The sequence below is a fragment of the Nitrosospira multiformis genome, assembly GCF_900111585.1.
GTDB lineage: Bacteria > Pseudomonadota > Gammaproteobacteria > Burkholderiales > Nitrosomonadaceae > Nitrosospira > Nitrosospira multiformis_B.
Genome location: NZ_FOHI01000007.1, coordinates 17338 through 33265, shown reverse-complemented (window position 1 = coordinate 33265; position 15928 = coordinate 17338). Strand labels below are relative to the sequence as shown.

The window sequence follows — 15928 nt, the reverse complement described above, 5'->3', positions numbered from 1 at the left end:
GGGAAAAATAGCATGAGTGCAATTGTAGATGTCATCGCCCGCGAAATTCTTGACTCGCGCGGGAATCCAACCGTGGAAGCGGATGTTTTGCTTGAATCCGGAGTATTGGGTCGGGCGGCTGTTCCTTCCGGCGCATCGGTTGGCACCCGGGAAGCTGTCGAATTGCGCGATGAGGACGCTCAGCGCTATTTCGGTAAAGGCGTACTGAAGGCGGTGGAAAATGTGAACACCGAAATTTCAGAAGCAATCATGGGACTGGATGCAATGGACCAGGCTTTTATCGACCGCACGCTGATCGATCTCGATGGCAGCGGCAACAAATCAAGGCTTGGCGCCAACGCGATTCTTTCCGTATCGCTCGCGGTGGCCAAGGCAGCGGCGGAAGAATGCGGACTACCGCTGTACCGGTATGTCGGTGGAGCGGGGTCGATGTCCATGCCTGTTCCCATGATGAACGTCATCAATGGCGGTGCCCATGCCAATAACAATATTGACATGCAGGAGTTCGTAATCATTCCGCTGGGCGCCCAGAGTTTTCGCGAAGCCCTGCGTTGCGGCGCGGAAGTATTTCATACCTTGAAAGGCTTGCTCGACAAGAGAGGCATGCATACGGCGGTGGGTGATGAAGGCGGCTTTGCACCCGATCTGCCCAATAATGAGGCGGCATTGCAACTGATCGTGGAAGCGATCGAGAACGCCGGCTATCTTCCGGGGCCGGATGTCGCCATTGGCCTGGATTGCGCTGCTTCGGAGTTTTACCGTGACGGCAAATACCATCTGGAGTCGGATGGCCTGACGCTCGATTCGACCCAGTTTGCCGATTATCTTGCCACCTGGGTCGATAAGTATCCCATTATCAGCATTGAAGACGGAATGAGCGAACATGACTGGGATGGCTGGAAGCTGCTGACCAGCAGACTTGGGAAATCCGTGCAACTGGTGGGCGATGATATTTTTGTTACAAACGCGAGCATTCTGAAAGAAGGTGTCTCCCAGGGCATCGCAAATTCCATATTGATCAAGCTCAATCAGATCGGAACGCTTACCGAAGCTCTTTATGCGATTGAAAGTGCAAAGCGTGCCGGCTACACAGCAGTGGTCTCGCACCGTTCGGGTGAAACCGAAGATACCACGATCGCGGACATTGCAGTGGCGAGCAATGCATTGCAGATCAAGACCGGCTCGCTTTCCCGTTCCGACCGCCTTGCAAAATACAACCAACTCCTGCGCATCGAGGAAGATCTGGGCGACACCGCCAGTTATCCCGGTCGCGGTGCCTTCTACCAGTTGAAATAAGCCTTTTCAAATCCGAGCGGACAGGTCAGGAGTTCCTCATAGGAGGAGTCCTGGGAGAAGCCGAAGTGAAAGTATTGACTCTTATACTCGTGGCATTGATTGTTTTGCTGCAATATCCGCTATGGCTGGGTAAGGGTAGCTGGCTGAAAGTATGGGAGGTCGATCAGCAGCTTGCAACCCAGTATGAAACCAACGAAAAACTCAAAACTCGCAATTCCGCGCTGGACGCGGAAGTGCGGGACCTCAAGCAAGGGTATGACGCTCTCGAAGAGCGGGCGCGCAATGAACTCGGTATGATCAAGGAGGGTGAGATCTTTTTCCGTACGGTGAACGATAAAAATGATTAGGATTTTGTGAGCAAGAGCTCAGCTATTTTCTGTGACGAGCGCATTGATCCAAATCTGACTTAAAGTCCAGCCTCTTTTCGTTCAACGCTTTGATGCTGTGTCGTTTGAACGAAATCGGTTTTTCCATCAAGATGGTTCTGTAGAACGTACCTGTCATGAAGGAAGTTGGTAAGCCAGCTCAGACAGTATAACGAAGCCCCAAATAAAACAATGGTTGCCCCCGACGCGGTGTTGAAAATGTAGCTCAGATACATGCCCGCGACGCCCGTTATCCCACCGATAATCAATGCATAGATCAGCATGCGACTGAAACAGTCAGTCATGAGGCGGGCCGTGGCTGCGGGGGTGATGAGGGTGGCAGCGATCATGGTGACACCTACAATGTTCATGGAAGCAATGATGGTTAGCGTGAGGAGCAGCGAGAATATCAGTTGAACCCTGGCTGTCCTGATGCCGAACACTCGCGCCGCTTCCTGATCGAACGTAGAGAAGAGTAGCGGCCTGTACATCAAGAACATCGTTGTCAAGGTGGATAGGGAAACGAACCCGATGAGCAGCAGGTCTCCTTCCGTGATTCCAAGGATATTTCCAAACAGAGCTGCTTCGAAACTCTGGCTAAAGGCGCGCACCTGGCTGATGATGGCGACGCCCAGCGCGAACATGGCATTCGTGACGATGCCGATGGCTGCATCCAGCTTGATCGTGCCGCTCCTGGTAATCCGATTGATCAATAGCACCGCAAGCAAGCCCATCGCCCCGGCACCGGCATAAAAATTGAGATTCAATACGAATCCAACCACTGCTCCGCCGAATGCCGCATGGGATAGGCCGTGACCTACATAGCTCATCCCGCGCAGTATCACTAGGGTTCCAATCAAGCCGCAGGAAGCTCCCACCATCAGTGTCGCCAGCAGGCCATGCCAGAAAAATTCATACTCCAGCGGCTCAAGAAGAAATTCGATCACAGGCCGCCGTCTGAAAAGTGAATAGGTGTACCAGTGGCAATCAGGAAATAGTCTTCATGCCTTACTATGGTGATATCGCCCCCGTATGTCCTGGTCAGAATGTCATTGGTAAAGATGTCGCGAGGCCTTCCCTGCGCTATCAAGCCGTTCCTGAAACATATTACCCAGGGCAGGTGTGAAGCAACGGCGTTAAGGTCATGCGTGGTGAGCAAAATGGTAATACCTTCGCTATTGATATCACCCAGCAGATGGAGCACTTCATGTTGAGCCTTGATATCGACCCCTGAGGTAGGCTCATCCAGCACCAGCAGCGCCGGATTGTTGACCAGTGCGCGGGCGAGAAATGCGCGCTGGCGCTGCCCTCCGGAGGTATTGGATATCTGCTGCCGCAGGCAGCGGTAAATGCCCAGCCTGTGCGCCAGATCATGGACACGCTCCCGCTCTTCCATGCTTGGCCAAGGCCATATCCGCTTTCCTGTATAGAAGCCCATCAGGATGACCTCTTCCACGGTAACGGGAAAACGCCAATCCACGCTTCCCAATTGTGGCACATAGCCGATGACGCCGCGCGGAATGTCGTTCAATGCCTGTCCATCCAGGAGCACAGTGCCGGAAAGGGGCGATTGCGTGCCCAGAATGGTTTTAAGCAGTGTCGTTTTGCCGCAGGCGGTGGGGCCCACGATTCCTGCGAACTGACCTTTGTCAATTTTCAATGACAAACGTTTGAAGACGATATGAGGTCCGTAGCCCGCCGTCACATCGGTCAGGCTGACTGCTGCGGGGTGTACGTGCGACTCAGTACTTGATATTGCTCGTGTCGACATCTGTCATGCAACCCGGATTCCCGCCGAGTGCTGCCGTCATTATCCTCATGTTGTTCGCCATCATGCCGATGAAAGAGTTTTCCGGAGGCGGAGGCAGCGCATCATCGGAAAGCTGATCTATGAACTTGACGCCCGTCTCGCGGGCGATCTGCTCCATGATCTTACTGGGGAAAACTTCAGAGCCAAAAATAGCAGGCACATTCTCGTTCCTGATCTGCTTTATGATGCGGATTACCTCTCGCGGACCGGGTTCCGAAAAATCGGAGGGTTGAACCGCCGCGATGATCTTCATCCCATACCGGGGAGCGAAGTACGCAAAGGAGTCATGATAAGTCACGAGCTTGCGATTTTTCTCCGGAATGGTCTTTACGCAATCAAAGGTTGCCTTATCCAGTTTACGCAGCTTGCTCAGATACATCGATGCATTTGCCATGTATCCTTTCTTGTGCACGGGATCGAGCGCGATGAGCTCGTCCTGCACGACCTCGACATAACGCATCGCCAGCGCGATATTGGGCCAGAGATGAGGATTGGGATGGCCACGCTCGCGGGGAAAGCTGAAATCATACTGCCAATCCTCCTTGCGCAAGATCCGGTTTCCAAGCTCGAGAATCCGTACTCTTCCTTTCGTGATCTTTTCCGCCAGCTTCAGGGTGGGCAACTCGAGATCGAGGCCATTGGCAATAATGATATCGGCCGTTTCCAGTAGCCTTGCATCTGCGGGAACCGGCTCGAAGGTGTGAGAATCGGTTCCATCGGGAACGATTCCAGTCACATTTGCATAATCGCCGCTCACATTCCGGACGATATTCGTGATGGGCGCCACGGTTGTGACGATAAAGAGCTTTTTGGCCGCATTTCCGGCATGGGAAGGTAGCGGTTGCACTAACAGAAGCAGTAGAAATGGAAGAGCAATCTGACGAAGCTGCACGGCTGTTTTTTTCTGTCGATGAGAAATGGTGAATGGATATCCCGCTTTGGCCGAAGATCGATCATCCTTTAAGGTGCTTATAAAGCCTACCATCAATCCATTTGCGATGATGTAGGGAAATCCTGACAAAGACTTCACTTAGTCCTACCGATCATTTCGATATCCCCCGACAGACATGCGCATTATTTGCACGTACTTTTAGCTGGATTGCAGGTTTCTCCCTGTCTTTCGTCTGGAGGTATTACAAATCTGTAATATTTCCTACCATTTTCTTTATTGTGGCTCAAGTTTCACTATAAGGAAATCGAGCAAGGAACCTGTTTCGAGTGGGATATGAATATCAATCAGAGGGCGCGATCAAGGACAGTTGCCGCACTTATTCGGCTCGACCGGTTTGCCGTGTTGTTCTTTCGATTGAAGCGGTACTTGCGGGACTGATGATGCCCTTGTGCAGCAACGCAGCAGGGATCCTGACCCTGAATGAAGTGGAAGTCCGGGCGGATGCCAGAAATCTGATCGGGACTGCTGATTCGGCAAACGAGGGCACTGTACTCAAGCGCCAGCTTGATCAGCGGACGGTTTATCGACCGGGGGAATTGCTCGAAACCGTTCCCGGCCTGATCGTCACCCAGCATAGTGGTGAAGGCAAAGCTAATCAGTACTTTGCGCGTGGTTTCAACCTCGATCATGGAACCGATCTGAGGATAACAGTGGATGGCATGCTGGTAAATCAACGTTCCCATGGCCACGGACAGGGCTGGGCCGACATGAATTTCATCATTCCCGAACTGGCCAGTGGATTGCGATATCAAAAAGGACCTTATTATGCTGATCAGGGCGATTTCTCATCAGCGGGCGCGGTCAGTATGAGTTATGTCGATAAGCTGCCGCGTGGCATTGCAAACTACGGGGTAGGCCAGCAGGGGTTCATGCGTGGACTATTGGCAAAATCTTATGAGGCGGGTAGCGGCAATTTTTTATATGCCTTTGAACTGCTGACCAAGGATGGCCCCTGGATTAACAAAGAGAATTACAAGAAATTCAACGCGGTATTGCGCTACAGTCAAAATACGGGCAACACCCGATTCAATATCACCGCAATGGGTTATGGTGGAAACTGGAATGCGACCGATCAGATACCACAACGCGCAGTAACGAGTGGTCTGATTCCGCGCCTGGGCGCAATTGACCCGAGCGACGGGGGAGAATCCCATCGCTTCAGCTTATCGGCAGCCTTGCAACACACAAGCAATCATGGAGTGACGAGAGCAAATCTCTATACTATCCATAGCAATCTCGCATTGTTTTCCAATTTTACCTATTTCCTCGATGATCCCATCAATGGTGATCAGTTTTCCCAAACCGACAAACGCTTCCAGTCTGCCTTCAACTTGAATCATACCTGGGTAACCGGTTTGGCAGGGTTCGCATTCGAAAATCTGGCGGGTGTCCAGGTCCAGAGCGACGTTATAGATAATGGCCTGCTAAGCACGAAGCAGCGCCGGGTATTGTCGGTTACGCGTAAAGACCATGTGCTCGAAAACAGTGTGGGTCTCTATTATCAAAACAGCGTCCAATGGCTGGAAAAATTCCGCAGCGTGACGGGAGTGCGTAGCGACTTTTACTGGTTCGATATCAACAGCAATATTGGCGCCAATTCCGGCAGGGAATACGACAGCATCACGAATCCCAAGCTCAGCCTGATCCTTGGACCATGGGCGAAGACGGAGTATTACTTCAACTACGGCAGCGGGTTTCATAGCAACGATGCGCGAGGTGTGACGACAACCATGGATCCGAAATCCGGAGAACCTGTAAACAGAGTCCATCCACTCGTTCGCTCTACGGGGTATGAGGCGGGACTACGCACTGCCATCATCCCCGGACTGCAGGCGTCGATCACGTTTTTTCAACTGGATCTGGCCTCCGAGCTGTTATTCGTGGGGGATGCCGGCACAACCGAGGCAAGCCGTCCCAGTCGACGCAAGGGGTTCGAGCTTTCGGCATTCTATATGCCCAATAACTGGCTAATGATGGATTTGGATTATGCGCTGGCCGATGCCAGATTTACCGATTCAGATCCGGCAGGCAATCACATTCCCGGCGCGGTTAAGGGGGTGGGCAAATTGGCTGTTGCCGTGGACAATCTGGGCCCTCTCTTTGGCAGCATGCAAATCCGCTATTTTGGAAAACGACCCCTGGTGGAGGATAACAGCATTCAGTCGGGCAACACGGTCACAGTCAACGGGCAGATCGGGATAAAGATCGATAAGAGATTCCGCGTAATGCTACAGGTATTCAATCTATTCAATACCAAGGCTCACGCGATTGATTACTACTATACCTCCCGACTTCCCGGTGAGCCCGATGCCGGTGTTGCCGACCGGCACTTCCATCCTATCGAAAGCCGCTCTTTCCGAATCAATCTGGTCGGAAATTTCTAAAGATCAGCATATTGCTGAAGAACCTATCGAACTACTGAATATCTGGAGCCCAGGCAATGGAACGTCTTACCATCTCACTGAATGATCAGCTTGCCAAGCAGTTCGAATCCGCAATGCACAAGCTAGGCTACTTCAACCGGTCCGAAGCTGTTCGCGATTTGATACGAGACATGATTGAAACCACGCGACAGGAAGAACATGCTGATGGATACTGTATTGCAACGCTCAGCTATATCTATAATCACCATGAACGTGAACTGGCGCGCTGTGTTACTTCAACACAGCATAATCATCACAACCTTACCCTATCCACCATGCACGTGCATATGGATCATGATAATTGCCTGGAAGTGACCATTCTGAGGGGTACGATCAGGAGTGTGAAAAATTTTGCCAATCTCGTTACCGCTACACCGGGAGTGCGGCATGGCAAGTTGCATCTTCTACCAATAGAAATCGTGCAGGAGCACGATTTTCATGAATCCGAGCCACATGTTCATAGCAGCCCTCTTACCTGAAGGGGCGAGTTGCTGCGGATAGTGAACCAGGACGGTGCCGAAGAGATTTCGGGAATCGCATCCAGCCGCTGCAGAAGTGGGATCGATCTGCATGAACTCCTATTCGAGCAGCTTATGCTCCGCCACGTAGCGGATCAATTGCGCGTTGTTCTGCATGCCCATTTTTTCGAGAACGCGGGCACGATAGGTACTAATCGTTTTCGCGCTCAGTTTCAGCTTCTGGGAGATTTCGGTCAAGGATATTCCGACTGCGATGAGCTTGAGTACATCGAGTTCGCGGTTGGACAGGGCGGAGTGGCGTGGCATGGTGGAAGAGGGGCCCAGATCGAACAGAAGTTTCTCGGCCAGTTTCGGATCTATGTATCTTCCCCCATGCGCCAGCCGGCGAATTACCGATATCAACAGGTCAGTCGGACTATTTTTTGTCAGATAGGCTGAAGTGCCGGCGCGTATCGCACGAATGGCATACTCGTCCTCATGGTAGGTGCTGAGCATCAGTATGCGATGCTTTGGATCGTCGTCCATGATCCGCTGTAGCACCTCGAGCCCGTTCATTCCAGGCATGCTGACGTCAAGCAACGCTACATCCCATCCCCCGAGGCGCATTTTTTTCAAAGCATCAAGTCCATCAGTAGCCTCGCCCACGACCACGATATCTGTTGTTTCGGCAAGAATGCGTCTCAGGCCATCACGAAAAAGCCGATGATCGTCAGCCAGAAAAGTCTTGATGATCAAGCATTCTCTCCTGAAAACGGGTACTCACCGATGCTCATGAAACGGATATTCCATTATTTTGTAAAGATGCGGGCGACTCGGGGCACTCCGCAACAATGGAATGAAGAAGGGATGCGCTATTTGTAATGCCAGAGGCAGTACAATCAAAACGCTCGTTTCGCCTCACCGGAATTGATACACGAACCAAGGCACCTTGGCCTGGCTCACTTGTGATAGCGATATAGCCCCGAAGTGCTGCGGCCCGTTCGCGCATTCCAACCAATCCAAATGACTTTCCTTTTTTTGCACTCTCGGGGTCGAATCCTCTGCCATTGTCGTAAATTTCGACAATGACCTCGTCCTTTTCCCGGGATAGCCGGATTTTCACACGGTTTGCTCCTGAATGCCGCGTTACATTTGTCAGTGACTCCTGGACGATACGGAATATTGCAACAGTCTGGTCCTCGTCCAGGTTCACCGGTTCCTCGGTTAGTCGCAGTTCGCAGTCTATGCCGGTATGTTTTTTGAACTCGCTGGTCAGTTTTGTAAGAGCCGATTCGATTCCCAGTCCCAGTGAAGCAGGACGTAAATGTTCCGCCACATTGTGCACGCTCTGGCCCGCTTTCTCGACAAGTTCGGCCATGTTGTGTCTGATGGTTTCGAGCCGTTCGCTCCCATGATCTTTCGCGCTTCTTAGCAGTGAGATTTCCAGATGCAGCGCCGCCAGAAGCTGACCGAGCTCATCATGGATCTCGCGCGCAATATATTTGCGATCTTCTTCTCGCATTCGCTCGAGGTGAGCAGCAAATTCTCGTATTGCTGCGTCACGCACCCGGAGTTCCTGCTCTATCAGAACCCGTGCCTCGGTCTGCTGGTGTTCCAGCCATCGTCCCAGGTCGTCTCCGATTACATCAATCAGATTCTGCTCCTCCGGCAGCAGAAAGAACCGGTCCCCGCGATAAAACAGTTTTATCCAGCCACGTGTCTCGCCGTGGACGATGATCTGTTTTTGCAATTCATGCACATGATTTCCGTGGTATGGATCGGATACAAGTTCCTTGCCATTCAGTTCGATTTTGACGCTGGCGAGATGTGGAAACTGCATTGCTGCGATGAGTTCGGTCGCGATTGTGCCGCATACTTCTTCCAGCGATGAGGACTCCATGCCTCGCCGGATCGAATAAAAGCAGTTAATTTCCTTCAGCCGTTCTCGCAGCGATTCTTCGACTTGTCTAAGTTTGATAATTTCATGTTCAATGGCTTCTGCCATGGAATTGAACCCCCCCCCCAGCTCCGCGATTTCATTGCGGGTGGAAATAGCACAACGAGTCGAATAATTGCCTTGTGCAATACCGCTTACCTGGCGTCTGAGGTAATCGAGCGGAAGCAGAATGTTGCGGCGTGTATAAAAAGTGGCAAGAGTCGCAAAGAACAACGCAATGCATAGTACGACCAGTATCAGCAGGATTTGCTGCTCGAACTTGAGCTGCAGATTACTGAGTTTGTTACGGGTGCGTGTGTCCAGTTCGAGCATGAACTGGTTGATGGGTGCCATGATTCTGATTTTCTCAGTCTCATAACGCTTGCCAAACAAAAGATCGATTGCAAAATTTCGCCGAGAGGGACAGGGCACATTGAAATTCCCCTGCTGATCTTCACACAGCCCTTTTACGGCAGCGAATGCCTGCTTTTCCAGCCTGACGAGGTTGTCCGAATTTTCCTGCGACTGCCGCAGCAGATCGAGTTCCCCTTCACTGAAACCTTCGCGGCGCATCAATTCCATGAGAGAAATCGTATTTTCCCTTGCACTCGTGGCATGGGTATTTTCCAGATGCGCGTAGGCAATCGGGTAATCCTGGGGACGCGGCCGTATGCCATTCCGGATATCGAGTATTTCAAAAAAGCTGTGCTCGTAGGCAGGATTACCCGTTACTGCATAGGTGCGAGCCATCTTGGTCAAATCCTCGGAACTGCGAAACAGCTCATTTGCCAGTTGTAGCGATCGGTGCTTCTGGCGTTCAGCCTCGGTAACCTCATCCAGCGTGTTTAACGCCCGAGAAGAAAGAAATATGAGCACGGTGAGCACGAATAGGATGGAGGCGAGAGAGAAATTCGTGAAAAAACCGATCCTCATATTTTTATATATATCCCTATGGCCATCAATCAGGGGTTTTTTGCCAAAAAATCAGCGTGAATAAATTCACAATAATCAGGAACCAGCAGTTGGTTTTTTTGTAGCCAGGGTTGACGGCCTAAGCAGCAGCTTTGGCTGGTAAATGTAATAAATATCAAGAAATTTTCATATACCAAATTTGGAAGCTGTGGATGTTTTCTAATGATGAATACTAAAAATTCCTGCATGATTGTGCAACCTGATTATCAGTCGGGTAACAATTACAAGAAGAAACTTTGGTAATGAAGAACTTCATGCAAAGAGCAGATAAAGTACGAAATAATGAATCGGCACCGGTCGAGGTGCACCTGTGGAAACTTGTCTGCAAGCAACGGAAGTTTCTCGTTCATGTTTGCAGCGTATCGCTTGCGATGCTGGCGCTGATTATGGATTCCCTGTTTCTATCCTCATGGGTGCAGGCAGCAGAAGTCACGCTTCCAAAAGGGCCAAAGTACGCAATCGACGAAACTAAATGGGTGACGCTTGGAATGGGGTTCCGTGGAACCGGGCTATGGGTGGAAAATCCCGCCACAGGTAATCTCAGGAGCGGCGATTTCAGCATCGATAATGCTCGTTTTTACTTGAATGGGCAGATACATCAGTACCTCAAGTTCGAAGTCAATACGGAATGTTTTTTCTGTAACAACACCCATCCCGGTGATAATCCCAAGATGTCGTACAACGTACTCGATGCGATTGCAAAATTTGAGCTCAACCGTTATTTCAATATCTGGGGTGGTCGTATGCTGGTGCCGACCGAACGGGGCGAACTGAGCGGGCCTTTTTTTCAATCAACACATGACGCTTTCAAGACACCATTTTTTTCCCAGGATTTCAGCACCAAATTTGGCAGCGGGGGAGCTGGGCGCTATGGACGCGACGATGGAGGCACATTCTGGGGAAGCCTTGAACCGGGCTTCATCAGGGGTACCCTGGGATATGCTGTCGGTGTCTACCGCGGAGTCCAGTCATCCCGTAGCGCCGGCCCCAATCAGGGCGATGACGTATTATGGGCAGGCCGTTTCACATATAACTTCTTGAATCCAGAAAAGAATCCTGGCTACTATACCAGCAGCACCTATTTTGGCAAGGCCGGCGATATTCTCGCGCTTGCTTTCGGCGTTTCATACCAGAAAAATGGCGCCGGCTCCTTTGCGCATCGAAGTGATTTCTTGGGGCTGGTCGGGGACGCCCTTTTTGAAAAAGTGCTACCCCGGAACATGGGTGTAATCACCGCAAATGGTGAGTACAAGCAGTTTTATGCCAACTATTCGTCTGCGGCGTTTAGCGATCCAGATTGCTTTTGCATGTTCGATGGCAAATCGTGGACGATCACCGGACTTTATCTCCTGCCGATGAGAATCGGTATTGGCCAGTTTCAACCATATGGCCGATTCACCAGTATTCAGCCAAATAACAGCAGCAACAGGGAAGAAATTGAAGCGGGTGTCAACTATATCATTGACGGTTTCAACGCTCGAATTTCAGCGTACTACCAACACGGAGATCTATTCACCAAACGGCTGAACTATGCGCCGGATGTGGCTGGCGAGAAAGTTGATGTATTCAAGCTATCGTTTCAATTACAAATGTAGACATTACGTATTTCGGTCAAGCAATCGGCATGCATTTGATTTTTTATCCGGGAATGAGGTTTGAGGTGCGGAGAAGGAGATTCATTTGAGTTATTCCGGGAGCGCTAGCTTGAAGTCAGGCGCAAAAACACATTTGAGCTCACTTGATGAGAACTCGACACCTTCATCCGGCAGTATTGCTACCCTGTGCCCGCTCCCCTCTTCTGGAAGGCCATTGGATCCGAAAATGAATCTGGCTCCAGATTCTCCATTGAGGGCCCATTTGCGGTTGAAGTTTGCGGAGAGTTCCGGCATCACCCGCATGGTGGAGCGAGATCATCATGGCCCCTTGTTGGTGCAAAAACCTCTCTATCCCGAGGGTTATGAGGTATGCCAAGCTATTGTCATACACCCGCCGGGCGGCGTGGTCGCAGGGGATGAATTGGGAATACGAGTGCATGTCGGTCCGTCCGCTCATGCTCAGATAACTTCTCCCGGTGCAACAAAATGGTACAAATCCACCGGTCGGACTGCGCGCCAGCACGTTTATCTGCAGGCGGAAGCAGGCGGTGTACTGGAGTGGATGCCGCAGGAAACGATTTTTTTCAATAATGCAAGAGTAATGCTTGATCACCAGGTCGAGCTGGAGAAGGATTCGGTTTACATGAGTTGTGAGATTCTATGCTTTGGCCGTACGGCATTCGGAGAATCGTTCGATAGCGGTGAGATAAAACAGCACACGAGTATCCGCCAGGAGGGAAAGCTGGTCTGGTTTGAGAAGCTTCGTCTGGAGGGCGGAAGCAAAGCGATGAATGGAAGGCTTGCACTTTCCGGTCGCACCGTTTGCGCCACTTTTATCATGAGTGGCAAACCCCTTCCAGCGCAGGCGATCGATCTTGTACGGGAAGAGGCGGCACGCATCGGCGGAGAATCGGGGCAGGTGGGCATTTCCCAATTCAAATCGCTTCTGGTGGGACGTTTTCTGGGAGATTCGAGTGAAGTGGCGAGACATGTGATGCTTTGCATCTGGCGGGCCGTCCGCCCCATCACGCTCGGCCGGCCTGCGATCGTGCCGCGCAGCTGGAATACCTGATGCTGTTCTGTTCTGCAAGTTTTTGGAGGATGGGGCTTGGAAAATCGCTGGAGGTATTTTTCAGCACCATTTGAGATTTTTAATGAGGAGATACGATGGATCTGACACCGAGAGAGAAAGACAAGCTCCAGATATTCACTGCTGGATTGCTCGCGGAAAGACGAAAGGCGCGCGGTTTGCGGCTCAATTATCCTGAAGCAGTTGCCTTGATTACCTGCGCGATTCTCGAGGGGGCGCGTGACGGTAATACGGTGGCAGAGCTGATGTCGGAGGGGCGAAAAGTTCTGACACGCGCCGATGTCATGGAAGGTGTGCCGGAAATGATTCCCGATATTCAGGTCGAGGCTACTTTCCCGGATGGTACCAAGCTCGTGACTGTCCATAATCCAATCGTATAAAGAGAAACCGTGGGAGATTAATAATGGCAAAGACGGTAAGAAAGGCAAGAGATCCCCTCATACCAGGCGAGATAACCACACAACCCGGCGAAATCGAACTCAATGTCGGCAGAAAGACAAAGACATTGAAGGTTGCAAATGGTGGCGACCGCCCGATTCAAATTGGTTCCCATTTTCATTTTTACGAAGTCAACTCGGCGATGAAATTCGATCGCGAAGAAGCCTATGGCATGCGCCTGAACATCATGGCCGGCACGGCCGTGCGCTTCGAGCCTGGGCAGGAACGGACGGTGGAGTTGGTGGAGTTGGCGGGCAACCGGATCGTCTATGGATTCAATCAGAAAGTAATGGGCAAGCTTAAGTAGAGATCGCCGGATCAAACGAGAAAGGAGCTAAAGAATGAGTTTGAAGGTTTCCCGCCAGACTTACGCGGAAATGATGGGCCCTACGACCGGCGACCGGATTCGCCTGGCTGATACCGAACTGATGATCGAAATCGAGAAGGATTTCACCACCTATGGTGAAGAAGTGAAATTCGGGGGCGGCAAGGTGATACGCGACGGCATGGGGCAGTCACAGCACAATCACGATCAAGTGATGGATACGGTCATCACCAACGCGGTAATCATCGACCACTGGGGCATCGTCAAGGCTGATGTCGGCCTGAAGAACGGGAGGATCGCGGAGATCGGCAAAGCGGGTAATCCCGATATCCAGCCGAATGTTACGATGTCGATCGGCGCGGCGACGGAAATCATAGCCGGCGAGAACATGATTCTGACTGCGGGCGGAATCGATTCCCATGTCCACTTCATTTCCCCCCAGCAGGCAGAAGATGCGATGATGAATGGCATTACCACGATGCTGGGGGGAGGCACTGGCCCGGCAACGGGCACGGCAGCCACGACCTGTACGCCTGGCCCCTGGCACATTCATTCCATGTTGCGGGCCTCGGATGGTATGGTGATGAACACCGGTTTTTACGGCAAGGGAAATGTAAGCCTTCCGAGGCCGCTGGAAGAGCAGATTCTTGCCGGGGCATGCGGACTGAAGCTGCACGAAGACTGGGGTTCGACCTACGCAGCCATCGACAATTGCCTGGCGGTGGCGGACAAGTATGATGTCCAGGTTGCCGTTCACACAGATACCATCAATGAAGGCGGATATCTGGAAAACACGATTGCAGCCATGAAGGATCGTACCATCCATACTTTCCACACCGAGGGAGCCGGGGGAGGGCATGCGCCGGACATCATCGCCGTCGTAGGTCAGGAAAACGTGCTGCCCTCATCAACCAATCCAACCCGGCCTTATACCATCAACACGCTGGATGAACATCTCGACATGCTGATGGTATGCCATCACCTTCATGCCAACATTCCGGAAGATATCGCGTTTGCTGAGTCGCGCATTCGTAAGGAGACCATAGCTGCGGAGGATATACTGCAGGATATGGGCGCAATCTCCATGATGTCCTCTGATTCGCAGGCGATGGGGCGGATTGGAGAGGTGGTTCTGCGTACCTGGCAAACTGCGCACAAAATGAAAATACAACGCGGGACTTTGCAGGAAGATACATCGAAGAATGATAATTTCCGCGTCAAACGCTACATCGCCAAATACACCATCAATCCGGCGATCACACATGGCATCTCGCATGCCCTCGGTTCAGTGGAGGTGGGCAAATATGCAGATCTGGTGTTGTGGCGGCCTGCATTTTTTGGCGTAAAGCCCTCCGTGATCCTGAAAGGTGGAATGATTGCGGCATCTTTAATGGGTGATCCGAACGCCTCGATTCCCACCCCGCAACCCGTCCATTACCGTTACATGTTCGGGGGATATGGCGGAGGTATCAAGACCTCGTGCTTTACCTTTGTCTCACAGGCAGCGCTGGCCGCAGGCCTGGTCGATCAATTGAAGCTGGATAAGAATCTGATCGAGGTCAAGAATACGCGCAACCTGCGCAAGAAAGATATGATCCATAACTCGGCGACACCTAAAATGGAAGTCGATCCGGAAACATACGAAGTTCGGGCGGACGGACAGTTGCTGACCTGCGGGGCGGAGGACGTGCTGCCGATGGCGCAAAGGTATTTCCTTTTTTAGGGGCTATAGATGCTCACCTTGAACACCAGGATAAGCACTGCGGACAAAGTATCCGCACAGCTCGTGCTACCGTATGAGCTGCGCGAAAACAGCCGCTTGCGCACCGCGCTTCCCTCAGGGGAAGAAGTGGCCATTTTCATCCCGCGGGGCACGGTGCTGCGGAACAACGATTTTCTCATGGGGGACGACGGTCGCGTGGTTCAGATCGTTGCCGCACAGGAATCCACCTACCGCATCACGTGTGCAAACCCGCATGACTTGCTGCGTTGTGCCTTCCATCTGGGTAACCGCCATACTCAGACCCAGGTGGGTGAAGGGTTTTTGCGCATCGCCCGCGACAACGTGCTGAAGGAAATGCTGGAGGGACTCGGGGCAACAGTCATCGAGGAAGATGCACAGTTCGAGCCGGAGGCGGGGGCTTACGGCAGCGGAGGGCATCATCACCATCATGGGGAGTCGAGCCAGGGCCATGCTCATGGTCCGCTCGCTCCGATTCCGGTGCATCAGAAAATCCACCGTCCCTCCGATATTCCTTCCCGGTAATA

General features: G+C 51.8%; 15 protein-coding genes. 10 read left to right on the top strand and 5 right to left on the bottom strand.

Annotated features, from left to right (window positions below; all coding sequences use genetic code 11):
* Positions 1–12 precede the first annotated feature (12 nt).
* Together eno and ftsB are read left to right on the top strand one after the other, a co-directional pair.
* A complete protein-coding gene (eno, locus tag BMW46_RS11085) occupies positions 13–1296 on the top strand; it encodes a phosphopyruvate hydratase (RefSeq protein WP_074708510.1) in 1284 nt (427 codons plus the stop codon).
* A 65-nt stretch (positions 1297–1361) separates the two neighbouring features.
* The gene (ftsB, locus tag BMW46_RS11080; protein ID WP_074708507.1) at positions 1362–1643 is read left to right on the top strand and encodes a cell division protein FtsB; all 282 of its coding nucleotides are present in this window, start codon (positions 1362–1364) and stop codon (positions 1641–1643) included.
* Positions 1644–1702: 59 nt separating this feature from the next.
* Here ftsB and BMW46_RS11075 read toward each other — a convergent pair whose 3' ends face one another.
* From BMW46_RS11075 to BMW46_RS11065, 3 genes are read right to left on the bottom strand one after another with little or no spacing between them, the layout of a single operon-like run.
* Positions 1703–2608 (bottom strand): metal ABC transporter permease, encoded by a 906-nt coding sequence (locus tag BMW46_RS11075; RefSeq protein WP_074708504.1) that lies wholly within the window; start codon positions 2606–2608, stop codon positions 1703–1705.
* Positions 2605–3432 carry a metal ABC transporter ATP-binding protein gene (locus BMW46_RS11070; protein ID WP_074708502.1) on the bottom strand — a complete coding sequence of 276 codons (828 nt, stop codon included), beginning with the start codon at positions 3430–3432 and terminating at the stop codon, positions 2605–2607. The genes BMW46_RS11075 and BMW46_RS11070 overlap by 4 nt, the downstream gene beginning before the upstream one ends.
* Positions 3404–4318 (bottom strand): metal ABC transporter substrate-binding protein, encoded by a 915-nt coding sequence (locus tag BMW46_RS11065; protein WP_256377045.1) that lies wholly within the window; start codon positions 4316–4318, stop codon positions 3404–3406. Before BMW46_RS11065 ends, BMW46_RS11070 begins: the two co-directional genes overlap by 29 nt.
* A 371-nt stretch (positions 4319–4689) precedes the next feature.
* Between BMW46_RS11065 and BMW46_RS11060 the strand changes: the two genes are divergently transcribed.
* Together BMW46_RS11060 and nikR are read left to right on the top strand one after the other, a co-directional pair.
* Positions 4690–6807 (top strand): TonB-dependent receptor, encoded by a 2118-nt coding sequence (locus tag BMW46_RS11060; RefSeq protein WP_074708499.1) that lies wholly within the window; start codon positions 4690–4692, stop codon positions 6805–6807.
* Positions 6808–6863: 56 nt separating this feature from the next.
* Entirely contained in the window at positions 6864–7325 is a 462-nt protein-coding gene (gene nikR / locus BMW46_RS11055) for a nickel-responsive transcriptional regulator NikR (RefSeq protein WP_074708497.1), read from the top strand.
* 99 nt (positions 7326–7424) lie between these two features.
* On the opposite strand, the gene BMW46_RS11050 is transcribed toward nikR, so the two are convergent.
* Positions 7425–8060 carry a response regulator gene (locus BMW46_RS11050; protein ID WP_081355778.1) on the bottom strand — a complete coding sequence of 212 codons (636 nt, stop codon included), beginning with the start codon at positions 8058–8060 and terminating at the stop codon, positions 7425–7427.
* A gap of 34 nt (positions 8061–8094) precedes the next feature.
* Positions 8095–10173: an ATP-binding protein gene (locus BMW46_RS11045; protein WP_074708494.1), complete on the bottom strand. Its 2079-nt coding sequence runs from the start codon at positions 10171–10173 to the stop codon at positions 8095–8097.
* 410 nt (positions 10174–10583) lie between these two features.
* Between BMW46_RS11045 and BMW46_RS11040 the strand changes: the two genes are divergently transcribed.
* From BMW46_RS11040 to ureE, 6 genes are all read left to right on the top strand, one after another.
* Entirely contained in the window at positions 10584–11807 is a 1224-nt protein-coding gene (locus BMW46_RS11040) for a hypothetical protein (RefSeq protein ID WP_256377044.1), read from the top strand.
* Between the two features lie 226 nt (positions 11808–12033).
* The gene (locus BMW46_RS11035; RefSeq protein WP_074708807.1) at positions 12034–12879 is read left to right on the top strand and encodes an urease accessory protein UreD; all 846 of its coding nucleotides are present in this window, start codon (positions 12034–12036) and stop codon (positions 12877–12879) included.
* A 95-nt stretch (positions 12880–12974) separates the two neighbouring features.
* The gene (gene ureA, locus BMW46_RS11030; protein WP_011380583.1) at positions 12975–13277 is read left to right on the top strand and encodes an urease subunit gamma; all 303 of its coding nucleotides are present in this window, start codon (positions 12975–12977) and stop codon (positions 13275–13277) included.
* 23 nt (positions 13278–13300) lie between these two features.
* Entirely contained in the window at positions 13301–13642 is a 342-nt protein-coding gene (locus tag BMW46_RS11025) for an urease subunit beta (RefSeq protein ID WP_011380584.1), read from the top strand.
* 34 nt (positions 13643–13676) lie between these two features.
* The gene (gene ureC, locus BMW46_RS11020) at positions 13677–15383 is read left to right on the top strand and encodes an urease subunit alpha (RefSeq protein WP_074708492.1); all 1707 of its coding nucleotides are present in this window, start codon (positions 13677–13679) and stop codon (positions 15381–15383) included.
* A 9-nt stretch (positions 15384–15392) separates the two neighbouring features.
* Complete coding sequence (gene ureE / locus BMW46_RS11015; protein ID WP_074708489.1) at positions 15393–15926, top strand: urease accessory protein UreE; 534 nt, start codon at positions 15393–15395, stop codon at positions 15924–15926.
* The last annotated feature ends 2 nt before the right edge of the window (positions 15927–15928 follow it).

What these genes read in the sequence shown, in the direction of transcription:
- nikR (WP_074708497.1), top strand. Translation starts at nt 6,864, where the DNA reads ATGGAACGTCTTACCATCTCACTGAATGATCAGCTTGCCAAGCAGTTC.
- eno (WP_074708510.1), top strand. Translation starts at nt 13, where the DNA reads ATGAGTGCAATTGTAGATGTCATCGCCCGCGAAATTCTTGACTCGCGC.
- BMW46_RS11025 (WP_011380584.1), top strand. Translation starts at nt 13,301, where the DNA reads ATGGCAAAGACGGTAAGAAAGGCAAGAGATCCCCTCATACCAGGCGAG.
- ureC (WP_074708492.1), top strand. Translation starts at nt 13,677, where the DNA reads ATGAGTTTGAAGGTTTCCCGCCAGACTTACGCGGAAATGATGGGCCCT.
- ureE (WP_074708489.1), top strand. Translation starts at nt 15,393, where the DNA reads ATGCTCACCTTGAACACCAGGATAAGCACTGCGGACAAAGTATCCGCA.
- BMW46_RS11040 (WP_256377044.1), top strand. Translation starts at nt 10,584, where the DNA reads ATGCTGGCGCTGATTATGGATTCCCTGTTTCTATCCTCATGGGTGCAG.
- BMW46_RS11070 (WP_074708502.1), bottom strand. Translation starts at nt 3,432, where the DNA reads ATGTCGACACGAGCAATATCAAGTACTGAGTCGCACGTACACCCCGCA.
- ureA (WP_011380583.1), top strand. Translation starts at nt 12,975, where the DNA reads ATGGATCTGACACCGAGAGAGAAAGACAAGCTCCAGATATTCACTGCT.
- BMW46_RS11035 (WP_074708807.1), top strand. Translation starts at nt 12,034, where the DNA reads ATGAATCTGGCTCCAGATTCTCCATTGAGGGCCCATTTGCGGTTGAAG.
- BMW46_RS11045 (WP_074708494.1), bottom strand. Translation starts at nt 10,173, where the DNA reads ATGAGGATCGGTTTTTTCACGAATTTCTCTCTCGCCTCCATCCTATTC.